18 protein-coding genes are annotated in these 18,854 nt (G+C 49.4%); 6 read left to right on the plus strand and 12 right to left on the minus strand.

Annotated features, from left to right (window positions below; genetic code table 11):
* Positions 1-5: 5 nt before the first annotated feature.
* The 12 genes from SGI98_10175 to SGI98_10230 all read right to left on the minus strand — a co-directional run bounded on the left by SGI98_10175 (position 6) and on the right by SGI98_10230 (position 10,950).
* Positions 6-512: a hypothetical protein gene (locus tag SGI98_10175; GenBank protein MDZ4743769.1), complete on the minus strand. Its 507-nt coding sequence runs from the start codon at positions 510-512 to the stop codon at positions 6-8.
* Positions 509-1,114, minus strand: a complete 606-nt coding sequence (locus tag SGI98_10180) for a sigma-70 family RNA polymerase sigma factor (protein ID MDZ4743770.1) — start codon at positions 1,112-1,114, stop codon at positions 509-511. The genes SGI98_10175 and SGI98_10180 overlap by 4 nt, the downstream gene beginning before the upstream one ends.
* A 103-nt stretch (positions 1,115-1,217) precedes the next feature.
* Positions 1,218-2,987, minus strand: coding sequence for a tetratricopeptide repeat protein (locus tag SGI98_10185; GenBank protein ID MDZ4743771.1), 1,770 nt, complete (start codon positions 2,985-2,987; stop codon positions 1,218-1,220).
* Between the two features lies 1 nt (position 2,988).
* On the minus strand, positions 2,989-4,041 hold the full coding sequence (gene rlmN, locus SGI98_10190; GenBank protein ID MDZ4743772.1) for a 23S rRNA (adenine(2503)-C(2))-methyltransferase RlmN: 1,053 nt from the start codon (positions 4,039-4,041) through the stop codon (positions 2,989-2,991).
* 49 nt (positions 4,042-4,090) lie between these two features.
* On the minus strand, positions 4,091-4,801 hold the full coding sequence (locus tag SGI98_10195; GenBank protein ID MDZ4743773.1) for a glutamine amidotransferase: 711 nt from the start codon (positions 4,799-4,801) through the stop codon (positions 4,091-4,093).
* Between the two features lie 257 nt (positions 4,802-5,058).
* The gene (locus tag SGI98_10200) at positions 5,059-5,292 is read right to left on the minus strand and encodes a DUF2283 domain-containing protein (protein MDZ4743774.1); all 234 of its coding nucleotides are present in this window, start codon (positions 5,290-5,292) and stop codon (positions 5,059-5,061) included.
* 260 nt (positions 5,293-5,552) lie between these two features.
* On the minus strand, positions 5,553-8,258 hold the full coding sequence (gene acnA, locus SGI98_10205) for an aconitate hydratase AcnA (protein MDZ4743775.1): 2,706 nt from the start codon (positions 8,256-8,258) through the stop codon (positions 5,553-5,555).
* Between the two features lie 125 nt (positions 8,259-8,383).
* Positions 8,384-9,514 carry a PfkB family carbohydrate kinase gene (locus SGI98_10210; protein MDZ4743776.1) on the minus strand — a complete coding sequence of 377 codons (1,131 nt, stop codon included), beginning with the start codon at positions 9,512-9,514 and terminating at the stop codon, positions 8,384-8,386.
* Between the two features lie 84 nt (positions 9,515-9,598).
* Positions 9,599-10,102, minus strand: coding sequence for a hypothetical protein (locus SGI98_10215; GenBank protein ID MDZ4743777.1), 504 nt, complete (start codon positions 10,100-10,102; stop codon positions 9,599-9,601).
* A gap of 175 nt (positions 10,103-10,277) precedes the next feature.
* Positions 10,278-10,445 (minus strand): hypothetical protein, encoded by a 168-nt coding sequence (locus SGI98_10220; protein MDZ4743778.1) that lies wholly within the window; start codon positions 10,443-10,445, stop codon positions 10,278-10,280.
* Positions 10,446-10,573: 128 nt separating this feature from the next.
* The gene (locus SGI98_10225) at positions 10,574-10,702 is read right to left on the minus strand and encodes a hypothetical protein (protein ID MDZ4743779.1); all 129 of its coding nucleotides are present in this window, start codon (positions 10,700-10,702) and stop codon (positions 10,574-10,576) included.
* Between the two features lie 47 nt (positions 10,703-10,749).
* Complete coding sequence (locus SGI98_10230; GenBank protein ID MDZ4743780.1) at positions 10,750-10,950, minus strand: hypothetical protein; 201 nt, start codon at positions 10,948-10,950, stop codon at positions 10,750-10,752.
* Between the two features lie 275 nt (positions 10,951-11,225).
* On the opposite strand from SGI98_10230, the gene smc reads away from it, so the two are divergent.
* The 6 genes from smc to SGI98_10260 all read left to right on the plus strand — a co-directional run.
* The gene (gene smc, locus SGI98_10235; GenBank protein ID MDZ4743781.1) at positions 11,226-14,951 is read left to right on the plus strand and encodes a chromosome segregation protein SMC; all 3,726 of its coding nucleotides are present in this window, start codon (positions 11,226-11,228) and stop codon (positions 14,949-14,951) included.
* A gap of 212 nt (positions 14,952-15,163) precedes the next feature.
* Positions 15,164-16,240, plus strand: coding sequence for a hypothetical protein (locus SGI98_10240; GenBank protein ID MDZ4743782.1), 1,077 nt, complete (start codon positions 15,164-15,166; stop codon positions 16,238-16,240).
* A gap of 52 nt (positions 16,241-16,292) precedes the next feature.
* Complete coding sequence (locus SGI98_10245) at positions 16,293-17,039, plus strand: inositol monophosphatase family protein (GenBank protein ID MDZ4743783.1); 747 nt, start codon at positions 16,293-16,295, stop codon at positions 17,037-17,039.
* 436 nt (positions 17,040-17,475) lie between these two features.
* On the plus strand, positions 17,476-17,709 hold the full coding sequence (locus tag SGI98_10250; protein MDZ4743784.1) for a hypothetical protein: 234 nt from the start codon (positions 17,476-17,478) through the stop codon (positions 17,707-17,709).
* A gap of 34 nt (positions 17,710-17,743) precedes the next feature.
* Positions 17,744-18,118, plus strand: coding sequence for a PIN domain-containing protein (locus tag SGI98_10255; protein MDZ4743785.1), 375 nt, complete (start codon positions 17,744-17,746; stop codon positions 18,116-18,118).
* A gap of 102 nt (positions 18,119-18,220) precedes the next feature.
* Positions 18,221-18,854 (plus strand): M20/M25/M40 family metallo-hydrolase (locus SGI98_10260; protein MDZ4743786.1); only part of this gene is annotated, 634 nt, incomplete at its 3' end.

An 18,854-nucleotide genomic window follows, 5' to 3' on the forward strand; every position in this document is an offset into this window, starting at 1 on the left:
TTTTTTTACGATGCGTCCTTGAGAATATCAGGATTCGCAGGCAAATAATCAAGACCTTCTATCCAGATCACCGTCACACCCGATTTCTTTGATTGGATCGGGGTCACGGACACTTTATCGAGTGAGGTACGTGCGTCCAGCACCTTAGCATACCTCTGAGAATGGTTAAACTCAGGAAGTAACATCACACTACAAACAACCAAAAGAATGGCAAATGCAGGTGCCCAATAAAGGCCTAATACTCTCAAGATGGATTCTTTGCTGAAACGATTCCTTTTACGGGCTTCTTCCCCCGCAATTTGTTTCTGAACCTGGGACCAGAAGAATTCCGGTGTGGCATCCGTCTGATGCCGTTTTCCGCTTGAACGGAGCAATTTGCTCATGTCTTCTTGTATTTTGATCTCACTGGCTAGCTCCGGATCATTTTCGGAGACACGTTTAATAAATTTATGGTCGACACTCCCGGTCTGTTGATCGACATAAGCCGCTGTTTTTAGAATTTCTTTATTCATGATACCACCCCCTTTAATAATTTTTTCAGGTGTTTTCTCGCATAATAAATGCGCGACATGACCGTCCCTGTCGAACATTCCATTATCTTTGCGATCTCTTGGTAATCCAACTCGTCGAATTCCCTCAAGACCAAGACCGTGCGGTGCTCGGGACTGAGCTTTGCCATCGCCTCATCGATCCTGTTACGGAGTTCCTCCTTTTCTAGGGACTCCGTTTGTTTAGCCTGTACGACTAACTGGCTTTCCACCGGTGCATCCGATTCCTCCGAGGGGATTATCTCGTCAAAATCCACCATTGCATACCGGTTATGCTTTCTGAGGTGGTCGATCCCGAGATTATGCGTAATCCGATACAGCCACGTGAAAAACGCCGATTTACCCTCAAATTTCGCTAGATTTAACCAAGCCTTCACAAAGACCTCCTGTGCGAGGTCTAACGCATCCGTCTCATTCCTCACGATCGTCATGGCCAGATGGAAAACCCTCTGGTAATACTGCGTCACGAGCCGCCCGAATGCCGCCTGATCACCCGCCTTCGCCTTCGCGATCAACTGCGCATCAGTCTCATCCGGTTGCATCTCTTTGTATGACGGGTCAGGCATGGTATCTATTCATTGATAAACAATAATTTATTCATCCACAATAGTTAAAACTCCATCTTGATCAGGATAGTCGAGGGCAAGAAGTATCTTAATGAACCCATTTTCACCATTCCGGTGAGAATATATTCTGATTTTCGTATAAATCCCCATTCTGTGTGGATTTACGAATGTTTTCGTTAATTTTTTTCGTCATTCCTTCGGCCTTTGTCCGTACAGACGCTTGTTCTTCACCAGATAGAGAGGCGAGTAATTCTTTTTGTTTAACCGGAGCCTCTATATTTCCGGCTTTTGATGCCACCTCTAACCATACAAAAGCTTCATTTATATCTTTAATCACTCCCTCACCCTTAAGATAACAGTCCGCTAAATGCATCTGAGACTTTTCATGGCCCAGATCAGCTGCTTCCCGATACCAAATCACCGCCTTATGCTGGTCAATAGACACGCCGTAACCATGGTAATAAATATCTCCCAATGTGTATTTCGCCTCCAGACTTCCCGCAGTGCCAGCTTCTTGTAAGAGTCTTACTCCTTTTGGAATATCCACTGGCACGCCTTCTCCATTTATGTAAACCTGGCCTAGCAACATTTTAGCTGTAACACTCCCTTTTTCATCGGCCTTTGTAATCCATTCAAAAGCTTTCTGATAATCCCGATCTCCACTTATTCCCTCGTAATAGTTCTTGGCCAGTTCCATCATGGCAATCTCATCCCCATCCGTTGCCAGCTCCTCAAGTATCTTTAAACCTTTTTTCGTATCAGTAATTTCACTCTCTTTTGTTAATAATAATCTCCCAAGCTCTCGTTTAGCCAAGACATCCCCCGTTTCAGCGGCTTTTTCATAATACTGATAACTCTTCTCAAAATTCTCATGATCTTTATGCAGTTTACCCAAAAGGAGATAAACTTTGACTGTAGACTGATCTTTCACCAGCTCGTCAGCATATTGAAATGCTTTCTTTTCATCGTAATACTTTGAGGTTTTTTCACCATGAATGCGGACCAACTCGTAGAGAGCTGCTGACTCTCCTTTTTTCGCAGACTTTGCAAATAGCTTAAGGGCTTTCGCTTCATCTTTTGCCACATACTTCCCCTCCATCAAATAACATCCCGTCTTATATTGTGAATATGGATGTCCTTTTTCTGCTGCCGACTGATAATATAAATAGGCGGTTTTATCTTGTTTCATCACCGTCTCATAAATATACGCCGCCCTGAAAATCGATTTTAGATCACCGACTTCCGCCAAATGAAGGTAACATGACAACGCTCGGTTATTGTCTACCTCCACTCCATTACCATCCTCATAAAACAGTCCTAAATTATAAATCGCTACATCATTATTCTTTTCAGCTGCTTCATTCATCCAATAAAATGCGAGGGCTTTATTTTGAGTTGTCCCTTCTCCATTGAGATAGGCCAGTCCTACGCCGACCATGGCCGACGTATCTCCCTTCTTGGCTGACATCAGGTTGTAATAAAATGCCATCGAAAGGTCCTTTTTAATCCCTTTCCCAGATTGATACATACTCCCGAGCATTGCCAGTGCATATGCATTTCCCCTGTCTGCAGCTAGCTGATACCACTTGAATGCCTCATCATTATCCGTTTTGACATGGTCACCAAAAAAATATGCTGATCCCAAACGTATATATGATCTCAGGTTACCCTTGGCCGCAGCCTTCTTATAATCTTCGATTGCCTCAGGATACTTGCCTTTTTTCCATAACAGTTCCCCCCTGATCACATCATAAACCCCACATCTCGACAAAAAGACACCGAAAGAGACGAACAATACAAAATTGATTATTAAAAAAATCTTTACTGTGGTCGCCGTACGGAACCGGATTTTTTTAACTCTTCCAAAAGGCATACTACGCCGATTTCATTTCCTGGAGGCGGAGCTGGCCGCAGGCGGCGTCGATGTCGTGGCCTTTTTCAAGGCGGAGCGTCGCGGTGACATCGTAGGAACGGACCTTTTCGGCAAAGGCAATTTGTCGCGCCTCGGTGGGCCGGGTCCATTCCAGCCCGTCGACTTTATTGTAGGGAATCAGGTTCACCTTGACCTTGAGGTTACGACAGATTTTTCCGAGGGCATCGGCGTCCGCTGGGGAGTCATTGACCCCGGCTATCAGGATATATTCAAAGGTAATCATCTGACTGCGGAATTTCAGGTATTCACGGCAAGCACCCAAAAGCTCTTCCAACGGGTATTTTTTATTCACCGGCATGATTTTATCCCGAGTCTCATCTGTGGCCCCGTGGAGAGAGATGGCCAGACGGATCTGCTGGGGTTCCTGCGCCAAGCGTTTGATTTCAGGAACCAGTCCGCTGGTGGAAAGGGTCATCTTGCGGGCGCCTATCCCCACACCCCATTCGGCATTCAGAATCCGGATCGCCTTGAGCAAATTGTTGTAATTTGACAGCGGCTCACCCATTCCCATAAAAACGATATTATTGACTTTATGCCCGCCATGCTCTTCAGCGGCCATGACCTGCCCGACGATTTCGTCGGGGAGCAAATTGCGTTTCCACCCGTCGAGCCCACTGGCACAGAATTTACACCCATAAGCACACCCGACTTGCGAGGACACACAAAGCGTGTGGCGGTCGGATGTCTCGCCGTACAGGGCGGGATTTGCCGGGATCAATACACTCTCGATCATCTGGCCATCGGCGAGTTTCCAGAGGAATTTCTGGGTGGTGTCTGCCGAACCCTGCTTGCGGACGAGCTCCAGATTACCCAGCACAAAGTGCTCGGAAATCTTTTTCCTCATCTCGACAGGCAAATTGCTCATGGCATCAATGCTTTTTACCCGTTTCTTATAAATCCAATCCAGAATCTGCCCGGCCCGGTATTGAGGTTCAAATTGTTCCCCTACCCAACCCTTTAATTCCGTGTCCAAAAGTGATTTTAAATCCGTCATGTGGCGTTTAACCTAAACGACTCTTCGCCAAGTGGAAAGAGCGATTTTTTTAAATGATCATCCGCGCAAATCGCTCGATGATCCGGTTACTCTCTGGTGTCGGGACCACTGAGGCAAGGGCGGCATCGACATTCACCCCCTCTTCTTTCAGGGCCGCCGCATCCTCCTCGATATAAAGGCGCATGATGTCTTCGGTAAATTCTGGGTGGAACTGTACCCCCCAGACACGCGGGGCAAATTGCACGATATGATGGGGTTCAAATCCATTTGCCCCGAGCACTTTTGCCCCGTCCGGTAAACGGAGGGCGGTTTGTGAATGGCTCGCATGGACTTTTATCTGGCGCGGAAACTGGCCAAAAAGCGGGTCTCCAGAAGCTTCAGGGGTGAACTCCACTGAGAAAGTACCCTCTTCCGTCCCACGGGGATGATACCCGACCTGTCCCCCGAGGGCATGGGTCAGTAACTGATGCCCGTAACACACCCCGAGCACGGGCACGCCCCGGGCGATGACTCCCGGCAGCCACGACGCCATTTGCTCACTCCACGGCTCTTTGTCCGTGACCATACAATGGGCCCCGCTGATAATCACCGCACTGATACTCTCCGCTGGCGGGAGAGGATCCCCTTCATAGGCGGCACAAACCCGGGCGTGCCCGGCCAATGGACCTAAAGCATCCAGATACCATTTCTCCACGTCCCCGCAATTTGCTCGAATCCGTGGGAAAGTCGTCCCGGCCTTAATCATTAAAATCGGTTTCATCATTCACCCCCTTGCAGCAGTCCAAATGCCAGAATCCCGTATAATTCAAAAGTATTAACCACTGTGATGGGCGAGCTTACAAGAGGATCAAAAATGAACATTCTCAAGGAAACACAAGGGAGAAAAATCACTCCCGCCCCGACACAATCATTATGACCACGCTCATGACCATCACTAACACAATCAACCTGATCCATTTTTGGTCAAGCGTTCTCTCCGTCGAACGTCAAAGTGAGGTGGAACGTTAGTCGTTATCACTATCGCGTTGTTGGCTTTTTGACCGCTATTTCTTGAGAATTATCAATTTCTATAAAAGATAACTCCTTGATCTTTGCTTGTGACTTCGCATGCTCAATTGTCATACTGACTAAATTTCCTTCAGCATCTAAATCTATATAAATATTGTCATTTACTTCTTTAGTTTCTGAAATCTGAAAATCGCTAAACTCAACAAGTGCTGTATCCGTGTCTGAAAAGGATTTTATTTTCATTTTTTAGGCTCTTCGGGATTTTGAGTGGGTGAATTAAGGGTCATGAAGGATTTTTGCTCGGTGGATATCCTGCCATTTTGTGGATATTTCCACATGAGAAAAATTCCTTTACGACTTTTTAACTGCTGATATCAGCACTCCGTCCCCGCCAGATCGGGGGATGGCAGAGATAAGAAAAGATTACGACAAGATCATTACCGCCCCCTACACAAAAAAATCTGTGTGAATCGGTGAAATCTGTGGATCATCGTGGCTCGGACTCACGCCTTGGCGACGAGCTGGCGCAGGACGTAGGGGAGGATACCGCCGTGGCGGTAATACTCGACCTCGATGGGGGTGTCGATCCGGCATTTGACCGTGACATCCTCGCTCTTCCCGTCCTTGCGGATGATCCGGAGAATGAGTTCACTTTGTGGTTTGACATCATTGGTCAGGCCGACGATGTCGAATTTCTCCGTACCATCGAGCCCGAGAGTCTGTGCAGAGACCCCGTCATGGAATTGCAAGGGGAGAACCCCCATCCCGACGAGATTCGAGCGGTGGATACGTTCAAAGCTCTCTGCGACGACGGCTTTAACCCCGAGGAGGGCTGTGCCTTTGGCCGCCCAGTCGCGGGAGGAGCCGGTTCCGTACTCGTGCCCGGCAAAAATAATGAGTGGGGTTGTTTTCGATTGATAATGTTCCGCCGCATCATGGATAAAGACTTGTTCCCCTTCACCGTAGAGCTTCGTCACGCCACCTTCGATACCGGGAACCATGAGGTTTTTGATACGGACATTAGCAAAGGTGCCACGGGTCATGATCCGGTCATTACCCCGGCGTGAACCGTAGCTATTAAAGTCTTCGAAGGTGACCCCCTTTTCGATCAAGTGTTTACCAGCTGGGGAATTCTGCTTGATCGCACCAGCGGGTGAAATGTGGTCGGTCGTGACACTATCCCCGAAAATGCCGAGGGCGTGGGCCCCTTCGATCGGCGCAATTTGCCCGGGCTGGGTCTGGAACCCGATGAAAAAGGGAGGTTCCTGAATGTAGGTACTCTTCTCGTCCCACTCAAAGACGTCTCCTACCGAGGACGGGATTTCGTTCCATTTCGGATTCTGGCTGACGAAATCGCTGTAAAGTTTACGGAAGACTTCCGGTTTCATGGCTGAATGCATGAGGTCGGCGACCTCCTTGATCGTGGGCCAGATATCTTTCAAATAAACGTCCTGTCCATTATTACCTTTCCCGATGGGGTCTTTGGACATGTCGATATCCACACGTCCGGCGAGGGCAAATGCCACCACCAAAGGAGGACTCATGAGGAAGTTTGATTTGATATTCTGGTGGACACGGGCCTCAAAATTACGGTTACCACTGAGGACCGAGGCCGCGACGAGGTCATTATCCACGACCACCTTTTCGATCGATGGGTCGAGGGGGCCGGAATTCCCGATGCAGGTCGTGCAGCCGTAACCGACGAGGTTAAACCCAAGCTGGTCAAAGTAGGGCTGGAGCCCGGTCTGGGTCAGGTAATCGGTGACTACACGTGACCCCGGTCCGAGGGAGGATTTGACTGCGGGATGGGGTTTTAACCCGGCCTCGACAGCTTTTTTCGCGACGAGACCGGCGGCGAGCATGACACTGGGATTTGAGGTATTTGTACAGCTCGTGATCGCGGCGATCAAGACACTGCCGTGCCCGATTTTGCCTTTACCGTGGCCATAACCATTCACTTCAGCGGATACTGATTTGAAATTTTCCGCTTTGTGTCCGAATCCTCCATCAGCCACGGGCTTTGAGAATGCACTGACAAACTCTTCTTTGAGTCTGGGCAGCTCGATACGGTCTTGGGGACGTTTTGGTCCGGCGACAGAAGGCACGACTGTATCGAGATCGATTTCGATGACCTGACTGTAATCCACCTCGCCCTTTTCTGGGATACCAAAGAGTCCTTGGGCCTTATAATAATTTGTATAATCGGTCAGGTGCATTTCCTCGCGTCCGGTGGCGCGGAGGTAATTCACACATTCCTCATCAACGGGGAAGAATCCCATGGTCGCCCCGTATTCAGGAGCCATATTCGCAATCGTCGCACGATCCACGACGGGTAAGGCCTTCGCACCGGGCCCGAAAAACTCCACAAATTTGCCGACGACTTTTGTCTTCCGTAAAAGCTGGGTGACGGTCAGGGCTAGATCAGTAGCTGTGACACCCTCGCGCAATTTGCCCGTGAGATGGACACCGACCACGTCAGGGGTCAGGAAATAAACCGGTTGCCCGAGCATTCCCGCCTCAGCCTCGATCCCGCCCACGCCCCAGCCGACAATGCCCAGACCATTAATCATGGTCGTGTGTGAATCGGTCCCGACGAGGGTGTCCGGATAAAAGACCCCGTCTTTTTCGAGGATGCCTTTGGCGAGGTATTCGAGATTTACCTGATGCACGATCCCGATACCGGGGGGCACGACCTTAAAGGTTTCAAAAGCTTGCATGCCCCACTTGAGGAATTCATAACGTTCGCGGTTACGTTTAAATTCCAGGTCGAGATTCTTTTCGTATGAATCCTTGTCCCCGGCGAAATCCACCTGCACCGAGTGGTCCACGACCAGATCGACAGGAACGAGGGGCTCGACCACCTTTGCATTCTTTCCCATGCGAGAAATGGCCGAACGCATCGCTGCTAGATCGACCAAGAGTGGCACCCCGGTAAAATCCTGGAGGACGATCCTTGCCACGACAAAAGGAATTTCATTCACGCGGGATTCGATAGGTTTCCATGCGGCGAGATTTTTGACATCCTGCTCGGAGATTTTTAGCCCGTCACAATTCCGGAGCACGGACTCCAAGACGATCCGGATGGATACAGGCAAACGGGAGATTTTACCGAATCCTTTGGATTCGAGTTCTGCCAGCGAATAAAAGTTCCCCTTTTTGCCGTTGCTGAGGTCAAAGGTTTTCCGAGAGAAATCAAGTGGGTTAGCCATAGGTTTTATCAAGTTAATATGTGAGTGTGACAAAATGGCTAAAAATACCCGTCTCTTCAAATAAAAAAACGGGGTTCAGCTAAAAAAACAGGAAGTATCTACCTGAAAATCTCTTTTAAAGCCGCTTAATCGGTCTTTCCATCAGCCCAGGCACGGACAAATCCGACTAATTCCGCGCAACTTGCACTGCGGGCTTGGCGCACAAAAAATCCGGAGGTGGCATTCCCCATGGTCAGACGGGATACAGGATCGAGCCCGAGGAGCTGGGCGCAGCAGTAACCGGCATTAAAGCGATCCCCTGCCCCCGTACTTTTCTTTGGATTCGCACAATACGGACCGTCAGCAGAATACTGGCCTGTATTATCCGCCATCGCCGCAAATTTCACACAATGGGTGACCACCTCAGATATACCGAGACTCTCCCGGATCTGCGCGGCTTGGGCGGCGACAGCCTCGGGGTTATTTTCGGCGCTGGGCAGGCCAAGCAAGCCGGCGACAATATTTCCTTCATTCCCATTCACTCCGAGGATCGTGCGTCCATATTTCTCAAAATCCTTCAGGGCCACTAACATCTCGGCGATATCCTCTTTGGCGCGGCTACTGGGATCGACTAAGTCGAGGAATATCCACGGGCGTTGGGTTAACTTACGATAAACCTCCTGCTGCAATTTACGCCAGACAGCCGTCATGTGAGGATAAAGTGTCCAGTTCGTCATCGCGATCAAACCCGCTTTTTTACATTCCGCCTCGAAAACACCGTCTGCAAGCACCTGATCGATCAATGCCCCGTCGAGCTCGGCGAGCTGGGTGACGGCACTGAGCATGACTTTGCCGTCTTGGAATTCAAAGGCCAGAGTGCGCCCATAAGATTTCCCCCATGACACACACATTTTGCAGCGGGCGGCAAAGTCATCAAAAGCCGGATGCCGGGGATTCCCCAGTGTCGCAAAGTTATGCAGAGGTACTCCTAAGCTGATCAGCCCGTCCCCGAGATTAACCGAACATCCGCCCGGGTCATTACGGTGGATCACGATCTCACGCAGACTCGAACGCCCCGCAGCGGCTTTGATCATGGAGCCAAACGTATCGATGTCCTTAACATGGGTCCAGTCGGCATGACCTTTGCGTTCATGCACCACATTGATCATTTCATCGACGAACCCGTCAAAACCGCTGACCACATGGAAGTTTTTGATTTTTTCCGCATTTTGTCCAAGAGTGGCGGCGAGGGAGTAGAGGATATCTTTCTGGCTCATATAAATAAGTGGTTAGTGCTTCTTTTCCTTTCAAGAAACACCCAGAATAAACACCCTTAGAGTCCTGTCACGGAAAAAACGCTCCTATGAAGGATGAAACCGGAGGGTGCTCCCGTGAATCACCATATTATCCATCTTGTGGTAACACGAAAGCTCGAGTTCTTTGATTTCTCTGAGTCGAGTCGCTATACTAAGGGCTTTTTCAAATCCCATTTTCCTTACTGAAAAACATTTGGAAATATATTTTCCCGATATATCACGCCAGCGCGCGATTACCCCGGTTATTTCGACACTGTCATCATGCACTCTTTTGACAAAACCCACACCGACCTTGCCGGTTTTATTCCGCTTATTTTTGCTGAGGCTATACGGGCGGGGGGAAGGAGGCCCCGCTTTCTCTAATAGATAGTCACGCCAAATCGTCGCTGCCTTCAGTGACAAAGCCTCACCTCCAAATGTACGGTGTGAAAAGCTTTTGCGGTAAATAATTTCTGATCTTTGGATCCTGACTTCAAACCTGCTGTGACGGTCGCAAATGAATTTTGTTTCGCTGTTTCTTGTGAATTCTAGATGAATTGGTTGAACCATATTTCCTCCGTTAGAAACACGCTAACTTAAAAAATATATTGACGAAAGAAGTCTTCTACAAACGGTAGTAAATATTCTTTAAACGGTGTTCTTAGCAATTATTACCTATTTCAAAAGAAGAACTTATGATCGTAAATAGACTAAATAAGCAGGGGAAAACCTGATTAATAGATAATTAATTGACACCGACTTCCCAAACGAGGTCACCGTCCATTTGATCTTTGTCCTGTCCCCTCACTCCCCCGTCATCTTTCAGGTTTAGGCTGACGGAATAAAGGCGGTATGATAGGGCACTGATCCGCTCGTAACGCCGGGGGTTCCCGTCGATTCTATCCGTAGGCACATTGAGCGCATACTCTGGGACAAGTTGCTCTAACTCCTCGGGGTAAGTTTTATTTTTCAGGTAATAGCGGTATTGCCCGAGATTCCTAAAACCACCGCAATCTGCGCGAAAGTCATTTCCTGCCAGAGCTACAGCTCCACCACGGCCCTCTGGTCTTCGGGGTGATGTCGTCCAAAGGCCCCGGAGAGTACATGGCGCAGCAGATCGGTATCGGCCTGTCCGGATTCCTCAAAATAAGAAGGCCTCCCAAGCCTCATGTCGTGCCGTGCGCGAACCCCGACGCCGGCACAGGTCCATGGCTTTATTATGCGCGAGCCGGAGGAGAAAAAAAAGCCGCTTCGTCATCCGCACCGTCGAGCAAATCGCCTTTGCGTGCGAGCTTAAGGAAAACCTGCGGGAGGACATCCTTTGTATCGCCCTCATTCCGTAGAAAACCCGTCAGGAAGGAATAAAGCCTCTGGCTATGCCTCTCGTAAAGCGCTTCAAGTGTCCGGATTTCCGCCATCTTCGACCAAAGGACGTTCTACCCCTTCCTCTTTGTCTAAGCAATTTGCTTTTTTCTCTCGAAAAATCCCCCCCTGAATTCCTTATACTGCGAAGCATTTGATAAAAACGGATGAATTCCTCCCGTCTTACCGTGTCCTTTAAAGACCTAAAAATAAACAATTTGCATCATATTTACCTATTTTTAATGAATAAGTCTGAAGGGATTTTATGTGGTATTTTACCCCTCATATTGCGTCAGAATGGAAGAATACCACTATTAGTTGTGTATTTTTCTTGAAATCCTTATTCGGAGCACTAGGCTTCGCACCCATGTATCTCAAGACCCTTTCGATTCAAGGATTTAAAAGTTTTGCCGACAAAACCGATTTGCATTTCCCCTCGGGAGTCACCGCGATCGTAGGACCAAATGGTTGCGGAAAAAGTAACGTTCTCGACTCGCTCCGTTGGGTTTTGGGTGAACAATCCGCCAAGGCCCTGCGCGGTTCATCTATGCAAGATGTCATTTTTAATGGAACAGACACCCGTAAACCCCTCGGGATGGCCGAGGTCGCGCTCACCTTTTCGGATTGTGGGGATGAACTCGGTCTCGAGTATAACGAGGTCACCATCTGCCGCCGCGTGTACCGTGACGGTGCCAGCGAATACGAGATTAATAAAGTCCCTTCCCGGCTCAAAGATATCCAGCAGCTCTTTATGGATACGGGTGTCGGCCGCAGTGCTTACTCGATCATGGAGCAAGGAAAGATCGATAAAATCCTCTCCGCCAAACCCGAGGACCGCCGCGAGGTCTTTGAAGAAGCCGCCGGGATCACCCGTTACAAATCCCAGAAAAAAGAAGCCCTGCGTAGGCTCGAGTACACCGAGGCCAATCTCCTGCGCCTCACCGATATCGTGAAGGAAGTCCGCCGCCAGATCGGCTCCCTCCAACGCCAAGCCGGTAAAGCCCGCCGTTATAAAGAAATCATCGAGAAACTCCGCGTGGCCGAGACACGCCTCGCCCGCCTGCGTTATGAGAAACTCTCCCTCGAGATTAATGAATTTGAAAGCAGCGCCCAATCAATCAAATCCGATTTCGAACAGCTCTCGCTCACCTTAGAAACTCAGGAAACCCAAGTCTCCGACCACCGATCAGAGCTCGACCTCATCGAGCAACGTGCCACCGAGGCCCGCCAACAACACTCCGACCTCCGCCACCAGATCGACCAGGCCCGTTCCATCGTCCGGGTCAATGCAGAACGTATCTCCGAGGCCGAGAGTTTAATCGAGCAATACCGCATCGACATATCTGGTAATGAAGAAAAAATCAACATTCAGGAGTCTTCCCTGATTGAAATCCAAGGCCAGCTCGGTGAATGCCTCAGCCAGCTGACCCATGCCACTGAAACCCTCCGCGCTCAGGAATCCCGCGTCGAGGAAATCGCCCGTGGTGTCCGGAGTAAAATCGCCGAACAAGACACCCTCCGCCGCGAAATCCAGGAAATCGAAAAGACCACGGCGAATCTCCAAGCCCAAGCCACAGCCCTCGATAACCAATTCCACGCCCTAGAAGTCCGCCGTGACAGTCTCACCAGTGAAAGTGCGCGCCTCGAGGAGGCCAAAGCCTCTTCTGAAATCCGTTTATCCGAGCAACAGGCCTCACGCGCTTCTTCCCAACAAAATGTCGAAACTCTCGCCGCGCTCATTTCCGAAACCGAAGCCGAGATGGCCTCGAAACAAAGTGCCTGGCAGGACACCACCCAAAAGCTCAATGACGCCCGCAAATTGCTCGCCGATTATCAGGGCCGCATGGACATGCTCGCGCAACTTGCGCAGGAGCTCGAAGGGTACTCCACCGGCACCCAAAGTGTCCTGAAAGGCACCGCCCTCCAGGAAGCCACTAGCTCTCTGTGTGGCACCGTCGCCGATCATATCAAGGTCGCCCCGGATTTCATCAAAGCCGTGGAATCCAGCCTCGACACCCATCTCCAAACGATCCTCGTCCGGGGAGCCGCGATTTCCGGACGGATCATCGAGGCCCTCAAAAATCAAAAGCTCGGCCTTGCCACTCTCAAAGTCCTCGACTTGCCTGATTCCGTTATTTCTACCTGCGCCCTGCCCGAAGGCGGCATTTGTTGGCTCAATGATAAAATCCAGATGGATGACGAGGTCACCCCGTTCCTGCGCTCGCTCCTCGGCCACACGGTGCTGGTCGCTGACATCGACTCAGCCTTGCGCTTACGCGCGGCTCATGCCGCACTCGACTTTGTCACACTCAGTGGTGAAACCGTCAGCCGTCTCGGAGTCATTCGTGGGGGTGAGACCGGTGAGGTCGCCAGCACGATCCTCACCCGCAAAGCCTTGCAGGAAGAGCTCAATACCAAAATCCTCGAGGTCGATTCCCGTGCCGCGCAATTTGCGCTGGAGTCCGAGTCCCTCGCTGAACAACGCAAAACCCTAGGTGAGGAGGTCTCCGGCTTGCGAGGTGAGCTCCGTACAGCCGAAAACGATCTCCTGACCAAAACCAACGATATCCGTCATAACACCCGTGAAATCGAGGAACACGGCCGCCGCCTCGAGCAAATGGCGGCAGAAGTCCAGAGTTGCTCAGAGAAAACCGCCCAACTCGCCGCGCGCAAAGAGCAAATCTCCCACGATGTCGAGGCAGCCAGGGTGCGTGAATCTGAAAAGAAAAATGAATTTGAACGTGCCCAGGCCGAGCTCTCCGCCCTCAGCGAGGAAGAGTCCACCGCACGGGCAGAGCTGATGGAAAACAAAGTCACCCACGCGACCATCCAGCAAAGAAAACAATCCTTAGAAACCCAAGAAGCCCCGATTCGCGCCCGTGTCATCGAGCTGAATGAAGCCATCACCAACCGCCAGAGTGATATCGGAAAATTTAATGACCGCGTCACCTCCCTGCGCCTCCAAAGTGATGAGGCCGAAAACGGCCTCGGTGCCGCTGATGAGGAAATCCGCGCGATCCAGTCCCGGATCGATGAGCTCGGCACACACAAACTCGCTGTCCTCCAAAAAATCGAGGCTGCGGATAATGAACTCAAGGGAAAACGCCGCCTGCAATACGAACTCCAGACCAAACGCGGGAGCATGGACGTGCAAATCGCTCAGAAACGCATGATACTGAATACCCTGAGCGAATCGATCACCAAAAAATACCAAGTCAAAATCGAGGAAATCCAGCTCGAGATGCAGATTATCGGGGAAGAAATTCCTTCATCCATGGATGATCTCCAACCTTTTGTCGATGATCTCCAAGCCAAGATCGACGATATGGGCCCTGTGAATATCGAGGCGATCGCCGAGTATGACGACCTCGAGAAACGTCATGATTTCCTCACAAAGGAATTTAACGACCTCGAAGCGGCGAAGGCTAACCTGTGCGAGGCCATTGCTCAGATCAATAAGACGACAGAAAAAATGTTTACCGACACTTTCCACGCCATTAAGGCAAATTTCCAAACCCTCTTTGTCGAGCTCTTTGGCGGTGGTAAGGCAAACCTCATTCTGGCCGATGAAAATGATCCGCTGGAGTGCGGCATCGATATCGTCGCCAAGCCCCCGGGCAAACAGCTCCAGAGCATTTCCCTCCTCTCCGGTGGTGAACGCACCATGACCGCGGTCGCCCTACTTTTCTCCATGTACATGGTCAAACCCAGTCCCTTTTGTGTCCTCGACGAAATGGACGCTCCCTTGGATGAATCTAATATCAACCGTTTTATAAAAATCCTGAAACGTTTTGTCGGGCAGTCTCAATTCCTCCTGATTACCCATAATAAACGGACCATCTCGATTGCCGATGTGCTTTACGGGGTCACCATGCAGGAAAGTGGTGTCTCACGCCTCGTCTCCGTGAAATTTAATAAATCGGAAGTCCCCGTCCACGGGCACACCCTCGAGGGCGAAATCCCCACGATCTCCGAAAGCATGGGTAAACCCCTCGACACCCCGCAACTCGCCGCGGCCACAGCAGCGGCAGAAGCGACCGAAACTGCCACAGCATAAGGATACGGTAGGAACAGGTATTTACGGGGGGGGGAGCAGGAGTCTATCTATCGATAATAAGTGCTCTGGTACCTTTAGATTCATCGCGGCTATAAAACTCTATACCATGCATAATCCTGCTATTAGAATTTAAAGCAAACAGAACGGTATTTGTCCTGATTCATCTGAGTATAATCATATCCTGTCATCCGCGAGGCTGATAGATTGTCTTCATGAAAAAGATCCCATTTCAACAACGCTTAGATGATTTGAATGCCTTTTGGTCTGGCAATAAACCCTCTAGCATCCCCTATACCTTTTATGGGTGGTTCCATAAAGATGAGATCTACACTGATCCGTCAAGCAGATTGAGTCATGTATGTGAACACGGATTCATACCTGTTCGTCATATTATCCCGTACAAAACCGTTCGGAAAAATCTCACGGAAAGAATCGAGAAATACGAGGAAAACGGCACTCAGATCACGCGGATTAACTGGGAAACGCCTGTGGGAAATGTCTGGTGCACTTGTGCTGAAGGATGGAATAAGGATTTCTGGCTGAAGACCCCGGAAGATTACAAGGTCATGACTTATATCATGGAGAATACTGTCGTGGAGCCTGATCCTGAAAGTTATTATCAAATCAAGAAAACGGCCCTTTCCATCCAAATGGCTCCCATGTTATTTATTGAGAGGACCCCTTACCAACATATCATCGTCGATTATGCGGGACTCGAGATGTACGCGCTCCAGGTCGCTGATATGGAAGAAGAAATGATTGATCTTTATCATGCCATTGAGAGAAACTTTGCTCAGAGGATAGAAATCGCCGCAGAAATCGATCCTGATGTCCAGTATGTCACCGTTCTGGAAAATTACACAGCCGATCAAAGCGGGCCTAAACGATTCGATAAATTCCTCAAGCCAATCTACGAAAAATATTTCCCCACCCTCCAAAAGGCCGGGAAAGTCGTCGGCACCCATTATGACGGCAAAACCAAAGGCTGCCGCGATCTCATCGCGAAATCTCCCATGGACCTGATAGAGTCCCTGACCTGTCAGCCTGAAGGGGATCAATCACTCGCTGAAGCCCGCGCCATTTGGCCCGACAAACTTTTCTGGGTGAATATTAACCTCGAAAATTATGGTCTGCCGGATCAACAGCTCAGCCAACGGGTGCATGAAATGATCGATGAGGCTTCCGTCAAAGGCAAACAACTCGCCTTCGAGATTTCCGAGGATTGGCCAGCTAATGCCTTCGATAAAATCCCCGTCGTCTTGGACGCCATTCAAGAACATACATTCTAAAGATCATGGTTTAAAATTGACAGAACCGCGCAAATTGCGGAACTTGGCTCGCATGTTTCTTTCTACAGCGATCACGGCAGCACAGGAAGCGGGAAAATTGCTCCGCGCGAATTTCGGCACAGAACTCGTGGTTAATGAAAACCATGCCCACGACATAAAGCTCGAGCTCGATATCCAAAGCCAGAAATTAATTGAATCCATCCTCCTTAAAAACCATTCCGATCATGCGATCTTTGGTGAGGAAGGAATCCTCGGGAATCAATCAAGCGAATACCGCTGGATTATCGACCCCATCGACGGCACGGTGAATTTCTCTTACGGTATCCCACACTTTGCCATTTCCATCGGGCTCGAGAGGAACGGAGAAATCATCCTAGGGGTCATCTATGACCCGATCCTCGATGAAATGTTCACCGCTGAAAAAGGCAAAGGTGCCTCGCTTAACGGAAAACCGATCAAAGTCAGTAACCGCGACCAACTCAAAGACTCCATCCTCGTCGTGGGTATGAGTAAATATAATGACAGTATCGAAGCGGGGCTGAAATTAATCGGTTACTATTCCTTGAATTCGAAAAAACTCCGCAATATGGGTTCCGCCGCCCTCGCCATGGCATGGATCTCCTGTGGACGTTTGGACGGTTACATCGAAAAGAATATCGGCCTCTGGGATGTCGCCGCCGGGAAAGTCCTCATCGAAGAAGCCGGAGGCTCCGTTGACCTCTCCGACAATGCCCCCGATAAAAACCTCAAAATCATCTGCGGCAACGGCAAACTCCCCCTGAGTTTCACCGCTGCTTGATCTTTGGTCCTGAAAATTTTCAGGCCTTTTAAAATGCTTCGTGGTGGAATTTGCTTAATGATTTTCCAAAAGTGGATTGGACTGATTAATCCCCAGATCGAGCCTTTTTCGCTCTGTTTTCCTTAATGAGTTTAACCAGCTCCTGGCTCCGTTTCTGGGCGAGAGATATCTTTTCGGGTGATAACTTCTTTTCAAGACGATTACAGTCATTTACTGCATTTGCATTACCCGATTGAGCCGCCAAACTCATCCAAACCAGAGCTTCAACATCATCCTTATCAACACCTACGCCCTTCTCATATAACCATCCAAGATTATCTGCGTCTTTCCTGATGTACATCACTCCGAGAGATAAGGAAAAATACACCCTATCGTGAGTAATCAGAATTCATGAGTATTGATTACTTTCGCATGATTGAGACGGCATTCTCTATCCATGTCAAATCTACAGGTGAAAGGCATCGACCCGGGGCTTTACCGTCAGCTGGGTAAACGTGCCAAAGATGAGAATCGTTCCATCAGCCAAGAGGTCATTCACATCCTCAAAACTCACCTTTCCCACCCCCATAAACTTAATCTGAAAGCAACAGAGGCATTCCTCTCCCTAACCGGGGCATGGAAAAAGTCATTTCAAACATGCGTTCTTCAAGGAAAAACAGAAAGCCCTTAAAAAATGTATTTGATTGATTCAGACACACTCATTTTTGCATTTAAAGGGAATCCGACCGTTATCTCCCACTTCCAATCTGAAAAAAAATGACCCAAAGGGTATCTCTGTCGCGAGTTACGGGGAACTCCTTTGCGGGGCGCGGACATCATCTAACACCCTGAAAAACATCTCTCTTGTCAGGCAATTATCAGAAATTTATCCTATAGAACCTGTCGCTCCCGCGATTATGGAGACATTTGCTGAACTCAAGTCATGCCTTGAAAAGGCTGGGGAGAGACTTGATGATTTTGATCTTTTGATCGCTGCCACAGCGCTCAATCATAACTTGATTTTAGTGAGCAATAATACCCGTTACTTTACACGAATAAAAAATCTCCCCTTAGAAAACTGGACCATTCCTGTGATCTAAATAATTTCTCCCTTTTTTGTTTTTCAGTGAGAGAAATATCCCCTAGCTTCATGAGGTATCAGAATTCCAATCCCCGAATCATTTGGAGCCCTTTAAAAACCTATGAAAAAGCCGTCGAACGTCGTTGCACTCCTCCAAGATCTCGTTTCCATCTGTAGTGTTAATCCCGATGGGGATCCCGGGGTCCCCAGAGAAAAAGCTAACGAAGCGCAAATTGCGGAGTATTTGTCCGGTTATTTCAAATCCATCGGACTGGACACTAAACTCCAGACCGTTTATCCAAACCGCCCCAATGTGATCGGATCGACCAAAAGTACCAAGGGCAAACTGCCCCGGATCATCCTCTGCCCTCATATCGACACCGTCAGCGTCGGCGGCATGACTATCGACCCTTTTGATCCAAAAATCAAAGCTGGAAAACTCTACGGTCGCGGTTCATCCGACACCAAAGGCCCCTTGGCCTCCATGCTCTGGGCCTTGACCGAGGTCCTAAAGAAAAACCCGCAAGACTTAAAATACGAGGTAGTCTTTGCCGCTGTCATGGGTGAAGAGGCTGGTAATGACGGGATCAGGCACCTGATGAAATCCGGGATCAAAGCCGATTTCGCCATCGCGGGTGAGCCCACCAGTATGAACCCGGTTTACACCCACAAAGGGGCCCTCTGGGCGAAGCTCACTGCGCAGGGTAAAGCCGTCCATAGTTCCCAGCCCCAGAACGGGAAAAATGCCATTTACC

It is taken from the genome of Verrucomicrobiota bacterium (genome assembly GCA_034440155.1).
Taxonomy (GTDB): Bacteria; Verrucomicrobiota; Verrucomicrobiia; order JAWXBN01; family JAWXBN01; genus JAWXBN01.